General features: G+C 31.8%; 12 protein-coding genes and 1 riboswitch. Of the genes, 9 read left to right on the plus strand and 3 right to left on the minus strand.

The annotated features are described in order from the left end of the window. Positions 1–94: 94 nt before the first annotated feature. Positions 95–709 (minus strand): deoxynucleoside kinase, encoded by a 615-nt coding sequence (locus NYQ10_RS06945; protein WP_229354545.1) that lies wholly within the window; start codon positions 707–709, stop codon positions 95–97. Beyond that, complete coding sequence (locus NYQ10_RS06950; RefSeq protein WP_289879479.1) at positions 709–1524, minus strand: hypothetical protein; 816 nt, start codon at positions 1522–1524, stop codon at positions 709–711. The genes NYQ10_RS06945 and NYQ10_RS06950 overlap by 1 nt, the downstream gene beginning before the upstream one ends. 215 nt (positions 1525–1739) lie before the next feature. On the opposite strand from NYQ10_RS06950, the gene NYQ10_RS06955 reads away from it, so the two are divergent. From NYQ10_RS06955 to NYQ10_RS06970, 4 genes are all read left to right on the plus strand, one after another. Beyond that, positions 1740–2630 (plus strand): GLPGLI family protein, encoded by an 891-nt coding sequence (locus NYQ10_RS06955; protein ID WP_289879480.1) that lies wholly within the window; start codon positions 1740–1742, stop codon positions 2628–2630. 59 nt (positions 2631–2689) lie between these two features. Continuing rightward, positions 2690–5386: a carboxypeptidase-like regulatory domain-containing protein gene (locus tag NYQ10_RS06960; protein WP_289879481.1), complete on the plus strand. Its 2697-nt coding sequence runs from the start codon at positions 2690–2692 to the stop codon at positions 5384–5386. A gap of 90 nt (positions 5387–5476) precedes the next feature. Beyond that, complete coding sequence (locus NYQ10_RS06965; protein ID WP_289879482.1) at positions 5477–7717, plus strand: hypothetical protein; 2241 nt, start codon at positions 5477–5479, stop codon at positions 7715–7717. Positions 7718–7861: 144 nt separating this feature from the next. Further along, positions 7862–9328 (plus strand): M28 family metallopeptidase, encoded by a 1467-nt coding sequence (locus NYQ10_RS06970; RefSeq protein ID WP_289879483.1) that lies wholly within the window; start codon positions 7862–7864, stop codon positions 9326–9328. Positions 9329–9401: 73 nt separating this feature from the next. Here the strand turns inward: NYQ10_RS06970 and metK are convergent, their stop codons facing one another. Then, a complete protein-coding gene (metK, locus tag NYQ10_RS06975; RefSeq protein WP_289879484.1) occupies positions 9402–10652 on the minus strand; it encodes a methionine adenosyltransferase in 1251 nt (416 codons plus the stop codon). Positions 10653–11325: 673 nt separating this feature from the next. On the opposite strand from metK, the gene NYQ10_RS06980 reads away from it, so the two are divergent. The 5 genes from NYQ10_RS06980 (at position 11326) to NYQ10_RS07000 (ending at position 16394) form a co-directional block, all read left to right on the plus strand. Continuing rightward, complete coding sequence (locus NYQ10_RS06980; RefSeq protein ID WP_289879485.1) at positions 11326–11511, plus strand: hypothetical protein; 186 nt, start codon at positions 11326–11328, stop codon at positions 11509–11511. 89 nt (positions 11512–11600) lie between these two features. After that, positions 11601–12905, plus strand: coding sequence for an O-acetylhomoserine aminocarboxypropyltransferase/cysteine synthase family protein (locus NYQ10_RS06985; protein WP_289879486.1), 1305 nt, complete (start codon positions 11601–11603; stop codon positions 12903–12905). Between the two features lie 199 nt (positions 12906–13104). Beyond that, on the plus strand, positions 13105–14193 hold the full coding sequence (locus tag NYQ10_RS06990; protein WP_289879487.1) for an aspartate kinase: 1089 nt from the start codon (positions 13105–13107) through the stop codon (positions 14191–14193). A gap of 635 nt (positions 14194–14828) precedes the next feature. Further along, positions 14829–15032 carry a hypothetical protein gene (locus tag NYQ10_RS06995; protein WP_289879488.1) on the plus strand — a complete coding sequence of 68 codons (204 nt, stop codon included), beginning with the start codon at positions 14829–14831 and terminating at the stop codon, positions 15030–15032. A 189-nt stretch (positions 15033–15221) separates the two neighbouring features. Further along, positions 15222–15329: riboswitch (SAM riboswitch) on the plus strand. An 81-nt stretch (positions 15330–15410) separates the two neighbouring features. Beyond that, the gene (locus NYQ10_RS07000; RefSeq protein ID WP_289879489.1) at positions 15411–16394 is read left to right on the plus strand and encodes an alpha/beta fold hydrolase; all 984 of its coding nucleotides are present in this window, start codon (positions 15411–15413) and stop codon (positions 16392–16394) included.

Consider the following 16394-nt stretch of genomic DNA (forward strand, 5'->3'; position numbering starts at 1 on the left):
GTTTAAAACTTTGACAAAGCTTCTTGAAACAGAAATGCCTCTAAATAATTTTAGAGGCATTTTTTATTTCGTGTAAATCTGTGCAATTCGTGTTTTAAAACAACCCATTCAATTCAGCATCAATTCTATTGATAATGTCACCTAAATCTTCAGGATTATCAACAAAATTAATATTATCCACATCAATAATTAGGAGTTTTCCTTTTGCATAAGTCTGAATCCAAGCTTCGTATCTTTCATTCAAACGGCTTAAATAATCGATAGAAATAGAGTTTTCATATTCGCGTCCGCGTTTGTGAATCTGTCCAACTAAATTTGGAATAGAACTTCTTAAATAAATCAATAAATCTGGAGCTTTTACCAACGATTCCATTAATTCGAACAAAGACGTATAATTTTCAAAATCACGACTTGTCATTAATCCCATTGCATATAAGTTGGGAGCGAAAATATGCGCATCTTCATAAATCGTTCTGTCTTGAATGATTTTTTTTCCGCTTTCGCGAATTTGCTGCACTTGACGAAAACGGCTGTTTAGGAAATAAATCTGAAGATTAAACGACCAACGCTCCATTTGATGGTAAAAATCATCCAAATACGGATTATCAACTACATCTTCATAATGAGGTTCCCATTTGAAATGTTTTGCTAATAATTTGGTTAGAGTGGTCTTTCCTGCGCCTATGTTTCCTGCTATTGCTATGTGCATTACGGTGTTACGATTTTATAATTTGATATATCTGTAGCTGTAAAAATAGATAAAATTTGTTCTTTGTAATAAAAATTGTCAAAGGTTTTTTCTAAAATTTTAATCTCAGAAACCGCATCAGGATTTGATTTGTCAATTCCTCTAAAAAACAATAAATTATCTTTAGTGAAAAGATATTGTGAAGAACTAATTATGGCAATTTTATCAAAATCTTTTATTTTGCCCAATAAAGTTATTTTTCCAAAAATATCGCAGGAGTACCAATTGTTTTTTTTATCAATCCAAATGAAAGTATTAAAATCAGTTTGATAATATTTAATTGGTTCTGTTAACGGAATGGAAACTGTTTTATATTCATTTTTTAAATAATCAAAAAGACTAATTTGCTGGTTTAATGCATTGTAAATCCAAAGCTGATTTTGTGTAGACATTCCGATAGCCGTAACAACAATTGGTGTGGGATTTTGAGAAAAATTAATTTCAGTCATTTTATTTAGCTGATTATCCAACAAAACAACACTATTAAAATCTTCGTAAAACAATACTATTTTCAACGGATTTTGTAAATCAACTTTGGTGATTTTTCCCAATGAAACATTTTTATATTCAAAAAGTTCATTTCCTTTTGTTTTACTAAAAACGTTATTTTTAATTTGATAAGAATATCCAAAAGCATCATATCCTAAAAACTCATCTGAATTATTTTTAAAATGAGAAATTAAAGTAGCGTTTATGCTCGAATTCTGGGCAGAAACCGCATTTACAGTGCAGAAAAAAAGAAAAGAAAATAGAAGTTTTTGCACCTTTTTAGACATGAGAAAATTGATTTACAAGAGTACCAAATTACAAAAAACCTTTGTTAGAAAATCATTTTTAGAGCTTAAACCTTTTTTTATTCTAATAGTCTAAAAAATAAGCGGTTCTATCTATATCATAAAGCCATTAATATATTTAATTTTTAGGATTTTAAAATTAGTAATACATTTGAATGTAAGTTTTCTCGGATTTACTCAACTTTAAAGAAAATGAAATGAAGAAATTATTTTTTTACATGACACTGATGCTTGTTTCTGTACAAATTCAGGCTCAAAAAGATTTTCAAGGAATGGCTGTTTATGAGTCAAAAACGCAAATGCTAAAGTTTGAAGGAATGCGCGGAAACAGAGATATTACGCCAGAAATGCAAAAAAGCATGGAAGAGCGTATGAAAAAGATGCTTGAAAAAACCTTTATTTTAAACTTCGATAAATCGGCATCAATCTATAAAGAAGAAGAAAAATTAGAAGCGCCAGGACAGCAAGGCGGTTTTCGTGTAATGTTTGGTTCGCTAACAGGCGGTGGCGGAACTTTCTATAAAGACGTAAAGACAAAATCGTATACAGTTGATAAAGAATTTATGGGCAAGGAATTTCTTGTGGTAGATTCTCTTCCAAAATTGAACTGGAAATTAGAACAAGAAACAAAACAAATTGGTGGTTATAACTGTTTCAAAGCTACAGTTGTAAAACCGGCTAGTAAGACCGATTTTAGAAACTTCAGACCTAAAAACAACGACGATTCTAAAAAAGAGGAAACTAAAAAGACTTCTGGAGAAACAAAAACCAACTTTACGGATAACTTCGAAATTCCAAAAGAAATTGTGGTAACTGCTTGGTATACACCAGAAATTCCGGTGAATCAAGGGCCAGAAAATTATTGGGGACTTCCTGGTTTAATTTTAGAAATCAACGATGGAACTACTACAATTTTATGTTCGAAAATTGTTCTAAATGCCAAAGAAAAAGTAGAAATAAAGCCATCTAAAAAAGGAAAAGTAATTTCTCAGAAAGAATACGATGAAACGGTAGTAAAAAAAATGGAGGAATTTAGAGAAATGAATCGTGGTCGCGCGGGCGGACCGCCACCTCCGATGGGAAGATAAAATTATAAAATTCCAATCCCGAAGCTTCGGGATAAACGCCAAAATACAATATTTTGATAATGAATAAAATACTTTTTGTTTTTGCCTTATTTTTTACTTCTGTATGCTTTTCGCAAAGTGTTCGTTTTGATGGTTTAATTCAAGATGAAAAGAAAAATCCGCTGGAAATGGCCAATATTATGGCAATTAACAATGGCACGAAAGCAATGGATTCGTACGGAATTACCAATGATAAAGGAAAATTTCAGCTTACTTTAAAACCAAATACTGCTTACACAATTAAAGTAAGTTATCTCGGAATGAAATCTAAAGAGATTCCAGTTGCGACAAAATCTGAAAATATGACTCAAAATATTGTTTTGGATGGCGCTGGAATTGAATTAGAAGGCGTTGAAATTGTTCGTGAAATGCCAGTTTCTATAAAAGGAGATACAATAGTTTACAATGCAGATTCTTTTAAAACTGGAACAGAAAGAAAGCTAGAAGATGTTCTTAAAAAACTTCCAGGTGTTGAGGTAAATGCTGATGGAGAAATTGAGGTTGAAGGAAAAAAAGTGAGCAAATTAATGGTAGAAGGCAAAGATTTTTTTGATGGAGATACCAAACTAGGCGTTAAAAATATTCCGGCAGATGCTATTGATAAAGTTCAGGTTTTAAGAAATTATAACGAAGTAAGCCAATTAAAAGGCCTTGAAAATGATCAGGATAATGTGGCAATGAATATTAAACTGAAAGAAGGCAAAAAGAACTTTTGGTTTGGAGATGTTACTGCAGGAATTGGAGTTGCAGAATTAGACAGCCGATATATCATTAACCCAAAACTGTTTTATTACAGTCCGAAATACAGCATTAATTTAATTACCAATTTTAATAATATTGGAGAATTGCCATTGACTGCGCAAGATTATTTTAAGTTTACAGGCGGATTTAAAAACATGATGAAAAAAGGTGGAAGCAATTTTAATGTTTCTTCTAATGACTTAGGAATTTCACTTTTAAGAAATAATAGAGCAAAAGAAATTGAAACCAAATTTGGCGCAACAAACTTTGCTTATTCTGTAAATAAAGCTTGGAATTTGAGCGGTTTCGGAATTCTTTCAACATCAAAAACAGAATTAGAAACCAAATCGCAGACTACGATTTTGGATTCTGGAAATAAGGATAATCGTAACGAAAATACGAGCCAGAAAAATAATTTGGGACTTTTTAAATTAAGTTCAACTTATAAACCAAGTGATAAGTTTCAGTTTGATTATGATATCTTAACCAAATTGACCAAACAAGAAGAATATTCTGATTTGTTTAGAGAACAGATTGTGAAGAATGTTGCGACTTCAGAAGATATTTTTACAACAAAAAAGCAAGATCCAACTTCTGTTAATCAGAATTTGAGTTTGTATTATACGCAAAGCGCTAAAAATATTTTTGCATTTGAAGCGCAGCATTTGTATCAGGACGAAAATCCATTTTATAATGCCAATTTACAAACAGCTCCTTTTGATGAGGATGTTTTAACTGGGTTTACTCCAAATCAAAATAGAAATGATTACAATCAGAATCGTTTTGTGAAAACGAATAAGTTGGATGCAAAATTGGATTACTATTATATGGTAACTCCAAAAAGTAATTTCAATATTACATTAGGAAATACATATTCGTATCAGAATTTCAATTCTCATATTTTTCAGATGTTAGATAATGGAGATAGAAATGATTTGAATGATCCTCAAAACAATAATGACGTAGATTACAGATTTAATGATGCTTTCGTCGGTTTTCATTATAAAATTCTAACAGGAAAATTTACCCTGACGCCTGGAGTAAGCTTGCATACTTATCAAATGACAAACGGACAATTGGGAACCGATTATTCTCAAAGTTTCACTAAAGTTTTGCCAGATTTCTTCGCTTTGTATCAAATCAAAAAATCAGAGACTTTGACTTATAATTTCTCTTTAACAAATGATTTTACCGATATTAATCAGTTGGCAGCAGGTTATGTTTTGTCTAATTACAGTAGTTTGTTTCGCGGAGATCGTTATTTAGAAAATGCAACTTCTCAGGTTCATTCGCTTCGTTATTTCAAGTATAATATGTTCAATTTTGAGAACATTTTTGCCAATGCAACTTATACCAGAAAAGTGGATGCAATTAAAACAAAAGCAGATTTTGATGGAATTAACCAGTCTTCAGTTCCTTATAATTCAAATTTAGCAGATGAAACTTTTTCTGGAATGGGAGCTTACGGGCGTTCATTTTTAAAAAACTATAAAGCTTCTGTAAACGCAAGTTTGAACTGGTCAAAATTCAATAACATTCAAGATAGCGAACAAAGAACAACAGAAAGTTTTGTGCAGAGTTACACAGTTAGAGCTTCAACAAATTACAAAAAACTTCCAAATATTGAATTTGGATACAATCTTTTGATTAATAAATACAGCGGATCTACTTTTTATACTGATAAGCCATTTGCCAAATTAGATTATTATTTCTTAGACAGTTTTTCTTTTGTTTCAGAATATGAATTCTATCATTATTATAATGGAGATAAATCGGTAGATAATGAATACGATTTTTTAAGCGCCAGTTTAATTTATCAAAAGAAAAACAGCAAATGGGAATATAAAGTCTCGGCAACCAATTTGTTAAATACAAGATATCTGAACGATGATAACTTTACGCAATTCTCTACAAGAGTTTCGCAATATACGGTTCAGCCACGCTACATTATCTTTTCGATGAAATACAATTTATAAGAAATTTGGCTGAATTTTGAAGTCAAGACATTTAATTTTAAAAGGAATGGAATATCTTTACATCAATATTAACAGCCAAATTTTTATATTATGCGCAATTTTATTTGGAGTTTACTGCTATTTACTTCGGCAGTTTTTACGTCTTTTTCTCAAACAAAACAGATCGAAAAAGGAACTTATATATCAAACAATAAAGGCCAAAAAATTAAACTGAACTTATTAGATGATAATAAATATGAGTTGGTATTTTATTCGGGCGAATATGCAATAAAAGGCGATTCGTTATTATTTGTCAAAAATACTCCATCGGGAAATAGCTTCGATCTTGATTTTAAAATAGATAAAAAAGCTAAAAATATAAAAGTAAACTTTATAGATCCTTCCTATTATTCTTTCTATTTAGGAACTCAAAAAGGAAAAGAAGAAGTTAAATATCAAAGACTTTCTGATATTCGTTCTAAACAAGATCCGAATTGGACTAAGAATAATTTAGAGTTTGAAATTGAAAAAACAGATTTTCTATATTTAGTTTACGAAGAATACGACGGAAAAAGCGATGTTTTTAAATATGAACTTCCAAAAGATGTTTCAGAAATTACCATAACTTATGAATTGGCAGTTTTAGGCGATTTAAAAATTTTCGGCTTTTTTGATAAAACTACCAATGAATTAAGAATCTCAGAGAAATCTGGAGTTAATCCTTTGGTTTTTACTAATGCAAAAGATCCACAGCCGGTTAAGAAAACTTCAAAAGTAACTCCGTTAGAAAGTACATCTGTTTCAAATTGGACTTATCCAGGAAAAGAAGATGTTTCAAGTTACGATTATGGAACAGGAGTAGCTGTAGACACCGCAGTTGCAGTCGCAGATTTAACGGTAGCTCCGCCAGTTTACAACCAATATAATTTTAAACTAAAAATTGAGAATAGCTTAAACAAGGCGATTTCCGAAACTAAAAATTCAAATAATAATAAGTTTTTGGGAGTTTATGTAGACAGTAAAAAAACAGCAAAAGAAAGTTTTGATTTTTTTGTAAAAGATCAGGAAACGCAGACTGGTTACAGCATGTACGATGGATACAATGCTCTTTATGATGTTTTTAATTATTATTTGGCTGGAGCCGATGATAAAAAATGGCTGAAAAATAATAAAATAACCAGCGATCCTACTGTTGTTGTTTTAAACGGACAAGGAAATATATTGGCTATCGCAAAATCTGATTTAGAAGCCCAAAAATATCAGTTTAATTACTATGGCGATTTCTATCGTAAACTTCTCAGAGCCGATGCTTTTGTTTCTTTAGATGATGTTTTAAAGAATAAAAAAGCTTCAGATGCCGATTTAATTCTTGCTTTTAATAAAGCCGCTGCATTAGAATCTTCTTATGATTATGAATATAATGTCGATAATAATGTTTCAACAGAATTTGTAGTTACTAAAACTGCTTTAGACAAAAAAGAAGTTGCGCAGGCTTGGAAAAAATTAATCGAAGCGCATCAAAAAGATAAGCAGGTAAATATGTATTTGGCAGAAACTATCATTAAAGAAATCAGAAATTTAGGATTTACTAAACAGCTTTTTAATGAAGATAGAATTTTAAATGATACCGATTTCTTGGCTATAGATTATCTGTTAAAGCATTCTGAAGAAATAGAAAATAACCGCGCCGCATTTAATACTAAAGCGGGAGAAATACACGCTCTTAATAATGCAGTTTCTGAAGTTTCTAATGCTTTACAGCAAAATCTTTACGCTTCTCAAGATGGTTTAACGGGAGATGTAAATAAGGATAAAATTAATTCTGTTTATAAAAAGATCATTGCATCTGGAAAAGGAAACTTTGATGCTTATAGAAATTACTTTTATTATTTAAGTCAACTTCAAGAAAATGACGGTTCTAATACAACTTATTTAAAAGAATTTAATACTTATTTCGATTCAGCTCTTTCAGGTGGAAGCCCAATTGAGAAATTAGACGCTATGTTTTCTGGTTTAGATTCTAGTTCAAGTTATTCTTATGATGGATGGAATTCGTTTAAAGAATATCATTCAAGTACAGCCAATTCTGCGGCTTGGACAGTTGTAGAAAATCAGATGAATGCAAACTATTTGAAAGATGCCATAAAATGGTCTGAATATAGTTTGGCTGTAACCAAGAATAATCCGTATTATTTAGATACACTTGCTCAGTTGTATTATAAAGACGGACAAAAACAAAAAGCAATAGAAACACAGACTTTGGCTGTTAAATATTCAGATGTAAATACAGATCAAACAACGGCACAAGAAATAAAAGAAGTTTTGACTAAAATGCAAAATGGCACTTATTAAAATATAATAATCTTTGAAATATAATGGCTGTCTGTTTTGGCAGCCATTTTTATTTAATTTTTTATGCTTAAATGCTGTTTTCGCGGGTAAAAAATCAAAATTTTCCTCTGAAATGATTAAATTTATGACATAAAATTAAAATGTATGAAAAACAAAATGATTCTGGTTTTACTTGCATCTGGAGCATTGACTTTTGCACAAGCAGTTAAAAAACCATTAGTTTCTGCCATAACAGATAAAGATCTTAGAACAGATATGTATCAAATGGCTGGTGACCATTTTAACGGTCGAGAAGCAGGAACTTTAGATGAACTAAAAGTTTCAATGTGGTTGGCAAATAAAGCTAAAGAAGCCGGAATGGCTCCAGCGGGTGATGATGGAACTTATTTCCAGTTTTTTGATTTGTATAGACATCAAGTTACGCCAAATTCAAAATTCAAAATTGGACAAAAAGAATACAAATTATGGAAAGATGTTTTGGTTGCAGAAACGACTAATATAAAAGTAGAAGGCTCATTAGTGTATTTGGGCGCGGCAACTAAAGAAGAAATTGAAAAAGTCGATATAAAAGGAAAAGCAGTTGTTTTACTGGCATCAAAAGAAGGAATTGCAGATGATATTTCGCTATTTGATAGACGCTATCCAGGTTTGGTAAGAAATAAATATTATGATCTTGTTGTTAAAAAAGGTGCTGTGGCACTTATTATGGTTGCAGATGAATTGGCAGAAGAAAGCTGGTCTCAAGTAGAACCACAAATGACAAGAGGAATTTATGGAATTGAAGGATTTCGTGATAAAATTGGTGCAACAATGCCTGTTTTTTGGGTACACGGAAATCAGCTAGAATATTTAAAATCGACAAAAGATGTTTTATCGGCAGAAGTAGTTTCTGAAACTTATAAATATCCTTCGGTAAATGTTGTCGGAACAATTGCAGGAACTGATGCAAAATTAAAAAATGAATACGTTCTTTTCAGCGGGCACCAAGATCATGATGGAGTGCGTCAAAAATACGGACAAGATTCTATCTATAATGGAGCAGACGATAACGCTAGTACATGTGTTGCTATGTTAGCTATTGCAAGGGCTTATAAAAAACAGCCTGGAAAAAGAACAGCGTTGTTTGTGTTTCACGGTTCAGAAGAACGTGGTTTGTTAGGTTCAAGATGGTATGCATCGCATCCGACTGTTCCTGAAAAAGATATCATAGCGGTTTTAAATGGCGATATGATTGGAAGAAACAATGTAAATCAGGCGGCTTTGCTAGGTTCGAGTTCACCACACGAAAATTCATCTGATTTAGTGGCAGTTGCCAAAAGAGCAAATGACGAAGGTCCGAAATTTGATTTGGATAAACTTTGGGACAGACCAGAACATCCAGAATATTTTTACTTCCGTTCTGATCATTTGCCTTATGCAAGAAAAGGAATTCCTTCTGTTTTTTACACTAGTGTTTTACACAGTCAATATCATACTCCAATGGATGAATCTGAAAATATTGATTTCGTGAAACTGCACAAAATGACCGAATGGATTTACAGAACAGGTTGGATTTTATCAAACGATGCTAACCGTCCTAAAACATTGCCAAATGTGCAATTAGAGAGATAAGTTCATAATAATAAATAAAAAAACCGATTTCAATTTGAAATCGGTTTTTTTTATGTTTAAGATTTAGATTGAATTACAATCCAAATGCAGCTTTTACTTGGTTAACAAAATCAAGTTTTTCCCATGTAAACAACTCAACAGTAACTGTTTTTTCATTTCCTCCTGGAGCAGAGAAAGTTTTAGTTACAGTTTCTGGTTTACGTCCCATGTGTCCGTAAGCAGCAGTTTCGCTATAAATAGGATTTCTTAATTTTAATCTTTGCTCAATAAAGTAAGGACGCATATCGAAAATTGCTTCTACTTTTTTAGCGATTTCACCATTAGTTAAATTTACTTTAGAAGTTCCGTAAGTTTCAATAAAGATTCCCATTGGCTCAGCAACTCCAATTGCGTAAGAAACCTGAACTAAGATTTCGTCAGCAACACCAGCAGCAACTAAGTTTTTAGCGATATGACGCGTTGCATAAGCAGCACTTCTATCCACTTTACTTGGATCTTTTCCAGAGAATGCACCACCACCGTGAGCGCCTTTTCCTCCGTAAGTATCCACGATAATTTTTCTTCCTGTTAAACCAGTATCTCCGTGAGGTCCTCCAATAACGAATTTTCCTGTTGGGTTAATATGGTAGTTGATTTTATCGTTAAATAAATGAGCATGCTCAGGGTTTTTAGCGATAATTCTTGGAATTAAAATTTCAATAATATCTTTTTTGATTTTAGCTAACATTGCAGCCTCTTCATCAAAATCATCATGTTGAGTTGAGATAACGATCGCGTCAATACGAGTTGGTTTGTTATCGTCGCTGTATTCTAAAGTTACTTGAGATTTAGCATCTGGACGTAAATACGTAATTTCTTTGTTTTCGCGTCTTAAAATTGCTAACTCTTGTAATAATTTATGAGATAAATCAAGAGCCAATGGCATGAAGTTTTCAGTTTCGTTTGTTGCGTAACCAAACATCATTCCTTGATCTCCAGCTCCTTGTTCTTCTGGCTTAGCTCTGTCAACTCCCTGATTAATATCAGCAGATTGCTCATGAATAGCAGAAAGAATCCCGCAAGAATTTGCTTCAAACATGTACTCGCTTTTAGTATATCCAATTTTACGGATTACTTCGCGTGCAATTTGTTGCACATCAAGATAAGTATTTGATTTTACTTCACCAGCCAAAATTACCTGACCTGTAGTAACTAAAGTTTCACATGCTACTTTTGAGTCAGCATCAAATGCCAAAAAGTTATCAATTAATGCATCCGAAATTTGATCTGCAACTTTGTCTGGATGCCCTTCACTAACAGATTCTGACGTAAATAAATAAGCCATAATAATGATTAAATTTAAAATTAAGCGAGGAAAATAATTGCTAAAAAGGGCTAAAGGAGAGTTTCTGCTTTAGCATTTTTTACTACTGAAAGGAATTTTTCAGCATTCATAACGAAATCATTTCATTATGAAGAGGTTGCAATCAGTTCAAATTTTTCCTCTGTTTCGGGTGCAAAGGTATAAAACCATTTTGATTTGCAAATTAAAGTTCAACTTTTTTTATTTTTTATAGGAGAAATTTAACAATAGCATATTAATTTGATAGGGTAATAGAAAATAATTTAGTTTTTGTTTGGTGGTTTCAAAAAAAGTTCTCAAATTTGCCTTGTTAAATAAAAAGAAAATGAATTTAGTAGCTAAAAATATGTGTTGCATGATGTCGGAATTATCCGCAGAGTAACTCTATTGTTTAGTAACTAAGTCTACAAATACAATAAAAACCTCTGCCTAACAGCAGAGGTTTTTTTTATGTAATCAAAAAAGTAAAAGAATAAGAAATGAAAAATTCAACAGTAAATAAAATGATGATGTGTTGTAAGATGCCAATGTGTATCAAAAGTTGCTGTTGCCAAAAGTGAAAGATCGAATCTTTGTTATAGTTTCAACTATAAGCCCTTTTGGTAAGCCATCCGAAAGGGCTTTTTTTATTTCAATCTCTTAAAAAAATTAAACCATGAATACATTAGATATAAATACAATCGCATTTCAATATTTATTAAGAAATAATTCTTTAAATAATAATTCTGAAGAATCAGCAGAAACTGAAAAATATAATCCTGAACAGCGTATTAAAACTCAAAAATCATTGCTGTTTCATTTATATGACCTTGAAGAAGAAGCAGAAAATCTTTTTGCTTGAATCAAATTCAAATAACAAATTCAAATAACAAATTCAAAAAATCAATTACAATATAAACGTATTAACAATACCTAAAAAACTAAGAAATCATGAGCACACAAAAATTTGCAACAAACGCACTACACGCAGGACACGACGTTACAAAAAACGGATCAACTCGTGCTGTACCAATTTACCAGACTTCATCATACGTATTTAACAATGCAGATCATGCGGCCAATTTATTTGGTCTCGCCGAAGCTGGATTTATTTATACTAGATTAAATAATCCGACAAATGATGTTTTAGAACAAAGACTTGCTGCACTGGAAGGCGGAATTGGGGCTGTTGTAACGGCTTCTGGAGCATCTGCAATTTCTACAACTTTATTGACTTTGCTAAAAGCAGGAGATCATATTGTTGCATCAAACAGCTTATATGGCGGAACTTATAACTTGTTGAAAGTTACCCTGCCAAGATTAGGAATTACAACAACATTTGTAGATCCTTCTAAACCAGAAAATTTTACAAAGGCGGCGAAAGAAAATACCCGAGCTTTTTTTGTTGAATCTCTTGGAAATCCAAAATTAGATGTTTTAGATTTAAAAGGAATTTCGGCAGAAGCCAAAGCATTCAAAGTGCCATTTATAGTAGATAATACAGTTGCGACACCTTATTTATTAAACCCAATTAAATATGGTGCCGATATTGTAATTCATTCCTTAACTAAATACATCGCAGGAAACGGAACTTCGTTAGGGGGTGTTATCATTGATGCCGGAAACTTTGATTGGTCAAACGGAAAATTCCCAGAATTTACAGAGCCATCTGCTGGATATCACGGATTGGTTTATCACGAAGCTTTAGGAAATGCTGCTTTTATTGCAAAAGCTCGAATAGAAGGATTGCGTGATTTCGGTTCTGCTTTGAGTCCGTTTAATGCTTTTCAAATTATTCAGGGATTAGAAACACTTCCAATCCGAATCAAGAAACATAGTGAGAATGCTTTGGCTTTGGCTGAATGGTTGGAGAAACAAGATGAGGTTGTTTGGGTAAATTATCCAGGTTTAAAATCAAGTAAATACAATGATTTAGCTAAAGAATATCTGTCAGAAGGTCAAAGCGGAATCATTACTTTCGGATTGAAAGGCGGTTTTGATGCAGCTAAAAAAGTAGTAGACGAGACTAAATTATTCTCGCTTTTGGCGAATATAGGCGACACAAAATCATTAATTATTCATCCTGCAAGCACGACGCATCAGCAATTGACAGAAGCAGAACAAGCAGAAACTGGAGTTTCTAAAGATTTGATTCGTTTGTCTGTCGGAATTGAAGATATTGAAGATTTGATTGCAGATCTTCAAGCTGTTTTTGAAAGTGTTGCACTTTCTCAATACAGCATAAATAAAAACTAGGTTTTTTTGTTTTTTGTTTGAAAGATTGCCTTTAGCCAATGTGCTAAAGGTAATTTTTTGTGAAAAGCATTATTATAAAAATTAAACCATATAAGTGATATAAGTTCATTTTAGTAAAGACGCATACAACACGTCTAACTTTTAAATAAAAATATTTTAAATGAACTTATATCACTTATATGGTTAAAAAACAAAAATAATGTCAAAGCTTAAAATAAATATCATCCTTTTTGGAATTGGAAATATCGGAAGTACTTTGATTAATCAGATAATCGAAAGTCAGGAGTTTTTTCTTGAAAGTAAAAATGTCGATTTTCATTTTCCGATTATTACCAATTCGACAGTTGCTTTTTTTGAAAAAGAAGGAGTTGGTTATTCTTGGGAAACCAATTTTAGACAATTGGCTGTTCCTTTTAAAGTAGAAGATATTATTGAATTTGCTAAAGAAAACGAATTTGAAAATCTTATTGCTGTAGACGCAACCGCTAGTGACGAATTGGTGAAACATTATAAAACGCTGATTGAAAACGGATTTAATATTGTAGCAGTAAATAAAAAAGCAAATACATTACCAATTGATTTGTATAAAGAATTACGATTAAATCTCAAAAAGCATGACAAAGAGTTTTTGTATGAAACTTCGGTTGATACCGGAATTCCAGTTTTACAGACTTTAAGAGATTTGTATTATTCGGGAGAAAAAATCACCAAAATTCGAGGCGTATTCTCCGATAATTTGAGTTATGTTTTTAATCGTTTTTCATCAGAAGATGTGACATTCTCTTCTGTTTTAAAAGATGCGAGTCTTTTAGGTTTGATGAAATCTACTTTTAAAGAAGATTTATCGGGAAATGATACTGCCAGAAAACTTTTGATTCTTGCCCGAGAAATCGGAAAAGACTTTGATTTTTCGGATATTAAAATCAGACCTTTTATTACAGAACAACATCTAGAAAAGAATGGCGTATTAAATAAAGATGCGGTCGATAAAGCATTTAAGATTGCCAAAATTACTCAGGCAGAAAATCATGTTTTAAGATATGTTGGCGAATTTGATATTGAAAGTGGCAATTTAGAAGTCAAGTTGATTTCTGAGCCCATAGATTCTGCTATCGGACAATTGAAAGGTTCGGATACTATTTTTGAGATTTATACAAAATCGTATGCCAATGTTCCGATTGTAATTCAAAGCGCGCCACCATGTAAGCAAGCTATTTCGAGAGGAATTATAAGTGATATTTTGAAAATTGCCGAAAAAATAAGAAATAAAGAAGCAATCTGGCTGTAATTTTTTTTAAAAGTAGGAAAGAAAAAAGTTTAAAGTTCTTTGATAAACTGATTTGTCAAGCGAAATTAGTGAGAAAAGCCAGTATTTTTGTAGGTTTTTTACTCTATTTGTTTTTGTAAGACGGTATTTGTCGTAAAAAAACACAATTTTAACGAATTTTGTAATTAAATTCTTGATTTTCATTTGTGTAATAAAAAAAATAGTTGCATATTTGTTATACCCAAAAACTACTAGAAATCAAATGAACTTAAAAGTCAACAAAATGTTTTGTGCCATTTCGGTTATTACCGAGGCTGGGTTGTCTATTGCTTAAAAATTGTAAGAAAACACAATATATAGTAAAAGCCTCCCGAAAAATTTTGGGAGGCTTTTTAATTTTACACAAATGCAGAATTTAAAAATAAAATATAAATCACAGATGAATAAATCCTTACAGGTGAACAATAAGATGTTTACTGTCGCGCTTATTTGCGTGCTGGTCTGTTGATACTAAAAAGTATAAATGAGTTTAAAAACTTAAACCCTTTTGGTATCTAAAAATCCAAAAGGGTTTTTTTATTCTTTTAAACGATTTAACACAAACATAAACGAGAAATAAAGATTATAAAACGCAAACTGAACTAAAACTTAATATCATGAGCACATTGAACTACTTAGCAGAAAAAATTTCAAATTTGAAAAACAGAAGGACAAGAAAAAATAATCCGCCGCCGCCAACAAACGAATTGGCTCACCCAAGATTCGGAATTACAGAAGAAGGAAAAAGTACAACGAAAAAAGTACCAAATTCTCTATTGTTTTTAATGTATTCAAAAGAGAATGAAACGCTTTTCATCTAAACAGAAAAGCGACATAAACTAGGTTAAAACCTGCTTAATTTTACTGGGCATTTATGTTCGGTAAATTTTTGCGTATAATAGTTTTTGCTAAAGGAAGTCTCAGAAATTTAACAAACACTTTTAGATAAAATTTGTTTGTTAAAGAAAATAGTAGTTAATTTGCACCGTTAAGTTCAAACACGTATTGAAATGTTATAAAGAAAGGACGAGGGATTAGACCCGATGAATCCTTAGCAACCCTTCGGTAAAACGAAGAAGGTGCTACATTCTACCACGCCAAACGTGGAAAGATAACAACAAGATTTTTTTCTAGTTTACTCTAGTTTTTTCTTTCTAATATTTCCATAATACAAATCAGATAATACAACAGATTTGAAATTGGAAAATATACCAAACCCTATTATAATTCATGATTTCATCACAGAAAGTGGTGCAAATTATCATTCTATACCATTACATTTTACGCTGGCAGGTCAATCTTTGCACAGCGCGCCTATTGTTTTAGTTAATCACGCTTTAACAGGAAACGCTGAGGTTACTGGTGAAAACGGCTGGTGGAATAATTTAATTGGCGAAGGTAAAACAATAGACACTTCTGTTTACACCATTTTAGCTTTTGACGTTCCAGGAAACGGAACGAATTCTTTTTTAATCGAAAATTATCTTGATTTTACAGCTAGAGATATTGCTAGAATTTTTGTTGAAGGAATAAAAGCTTTACAAATTGAAAAACTTTTTGCCATTATCGGAGGTTCTGTTGGCGGCGGAATTGCTTGGGAAATCTTAGCTTTAGAACCAAACGTAACAGAAAACCTTATACCGATTGCGAGCGATTGGAAATCTACAGATTGGCTTATTGCAAACTGTTTTCTGCAAGAACAAATCTTGAATAATTCTTCAAAACCAATCGAAGATGCCAGAATTCATGCTATGCTTTGTTATCGTTCGCCAGAATCATTTAAAGAGAAATTTCAGCGAACCGTTAATCAAGATCTTTTGATTTTTAATATTGAAAGCTGGCTCGCTCATCACGGGAAAAAACTACAGCAAAGATTTCAATTGTCTTCTTATAAATTAATGAATCAGTTGCTTAAAACAATTGATATTACTAGAAATAGTGAAAGTTTTGAAAACTTATTGTCTAAAACAAAAGCTTCAATTCATATCGTGGGAATTAATTCTGACTTATTTTTTACGGCCAAAGAAAATGTCGAAACCTACGAAGAATTAAAGAAATTTAAAGACAATGTTTTTTATAGCGAAATTGTTTCGGTTCACGGACATGACGCTTTTTTAATCGAGTACAAACAATTAGATCATTTACTTGCCGACATTTTTAAGGCAGAAACAATAAAGAAATAA

It is taken from the genome of Flavobacterium johnsoniae, from assembly GCF_030388325.1.
Taxonomy (GTDB): Bacteria; Bacteroidota; Bacteroidia; order Flavobacteriales; family Flavobacteriaceae; genus Flavobacterium; species Flavobacterium johnsoniae_C.

Excerpts from the sequence above, each read along its gene's own strand:
- NYQ10_RS06945 (WP_229354545.1), bottom strand. The coding sequence starts at position 709 with ATGCACATAGCAATAGCAGGAAACATAGGCGCAGGAAAGACCACTCTA.
- NYQ10_RS06980 (WP_289879485.1), top strand. The coding sequence starts at position 11,326 with ATGAATACATTAGATATAAATACAATCGCATTTCAATATTTATTAAGA.
- metK (WP_289879484.1), bottom strand. The coding sequence starts at position 10,652 with ATGGCTTATTTATTTACGTCAGAATCTGTTAGTGAAGGGCATCCAGAC.
- NYQ10_RS06960 (WP_289879481.1), top strand. The coding sequence starts at position 2,690 with ATGAATAAAATACTTTTTGTTTTTGCCTTATTTTTTACTTCTGTATGC.
- NYQ10_RS06970 (WP_289879483.1), top strand. The coding sequence starts at position 7,862 with ATGAAAAACAAAATGATTCTGGTTTTACTTGCATCTGGAGCATTGACT.
- NYQ10_RS06950 (WP_289879479.1), bottom strand. The coding sequence starts at position 1,524 with ATGTCTAAAAAGGTGCAAAAACTTCTATTTTCTTTTCTTTTTTTCTGC.
- NYQ10_RS06990 (WP_289879487.1), top strand. The coding sequence starts at position 13,105 with ATGTCAAAGCTTAAAATAAATATCATCCTTTTTGGAATTGGAAATATC.
- NYQ10_RS06955 (WP_289879480.1), top strand. The coding sequence starts at position 1,740 with ATGAAGAAATTATTTTTTTACATGACACTGATGCTTGTTTCTGTACAA.
- NYQ10_RS06985 (WP_289879486.1), top strand. The coding sequence starts at position 11,601 with ATGAGCACACAAAAATTTGCAACAAACGCACTACACGCAGGACACGAC.
- NYQ10_RS06965 (WP_289879482.1), top strand. The coding sequence starts at position 5,477 with ATGCGCAATTTTATTTGGAGTTTACTGCTATTTACTTCGGCAGTTTTT.
- NYQ10_RS06995 (WP_289879488.1), top strand. The coding sequence starts at position 14,829 with ATGAGCACATTGAACTACTTAGCAGAAAAAATTTCAAATTTGAAAAAC.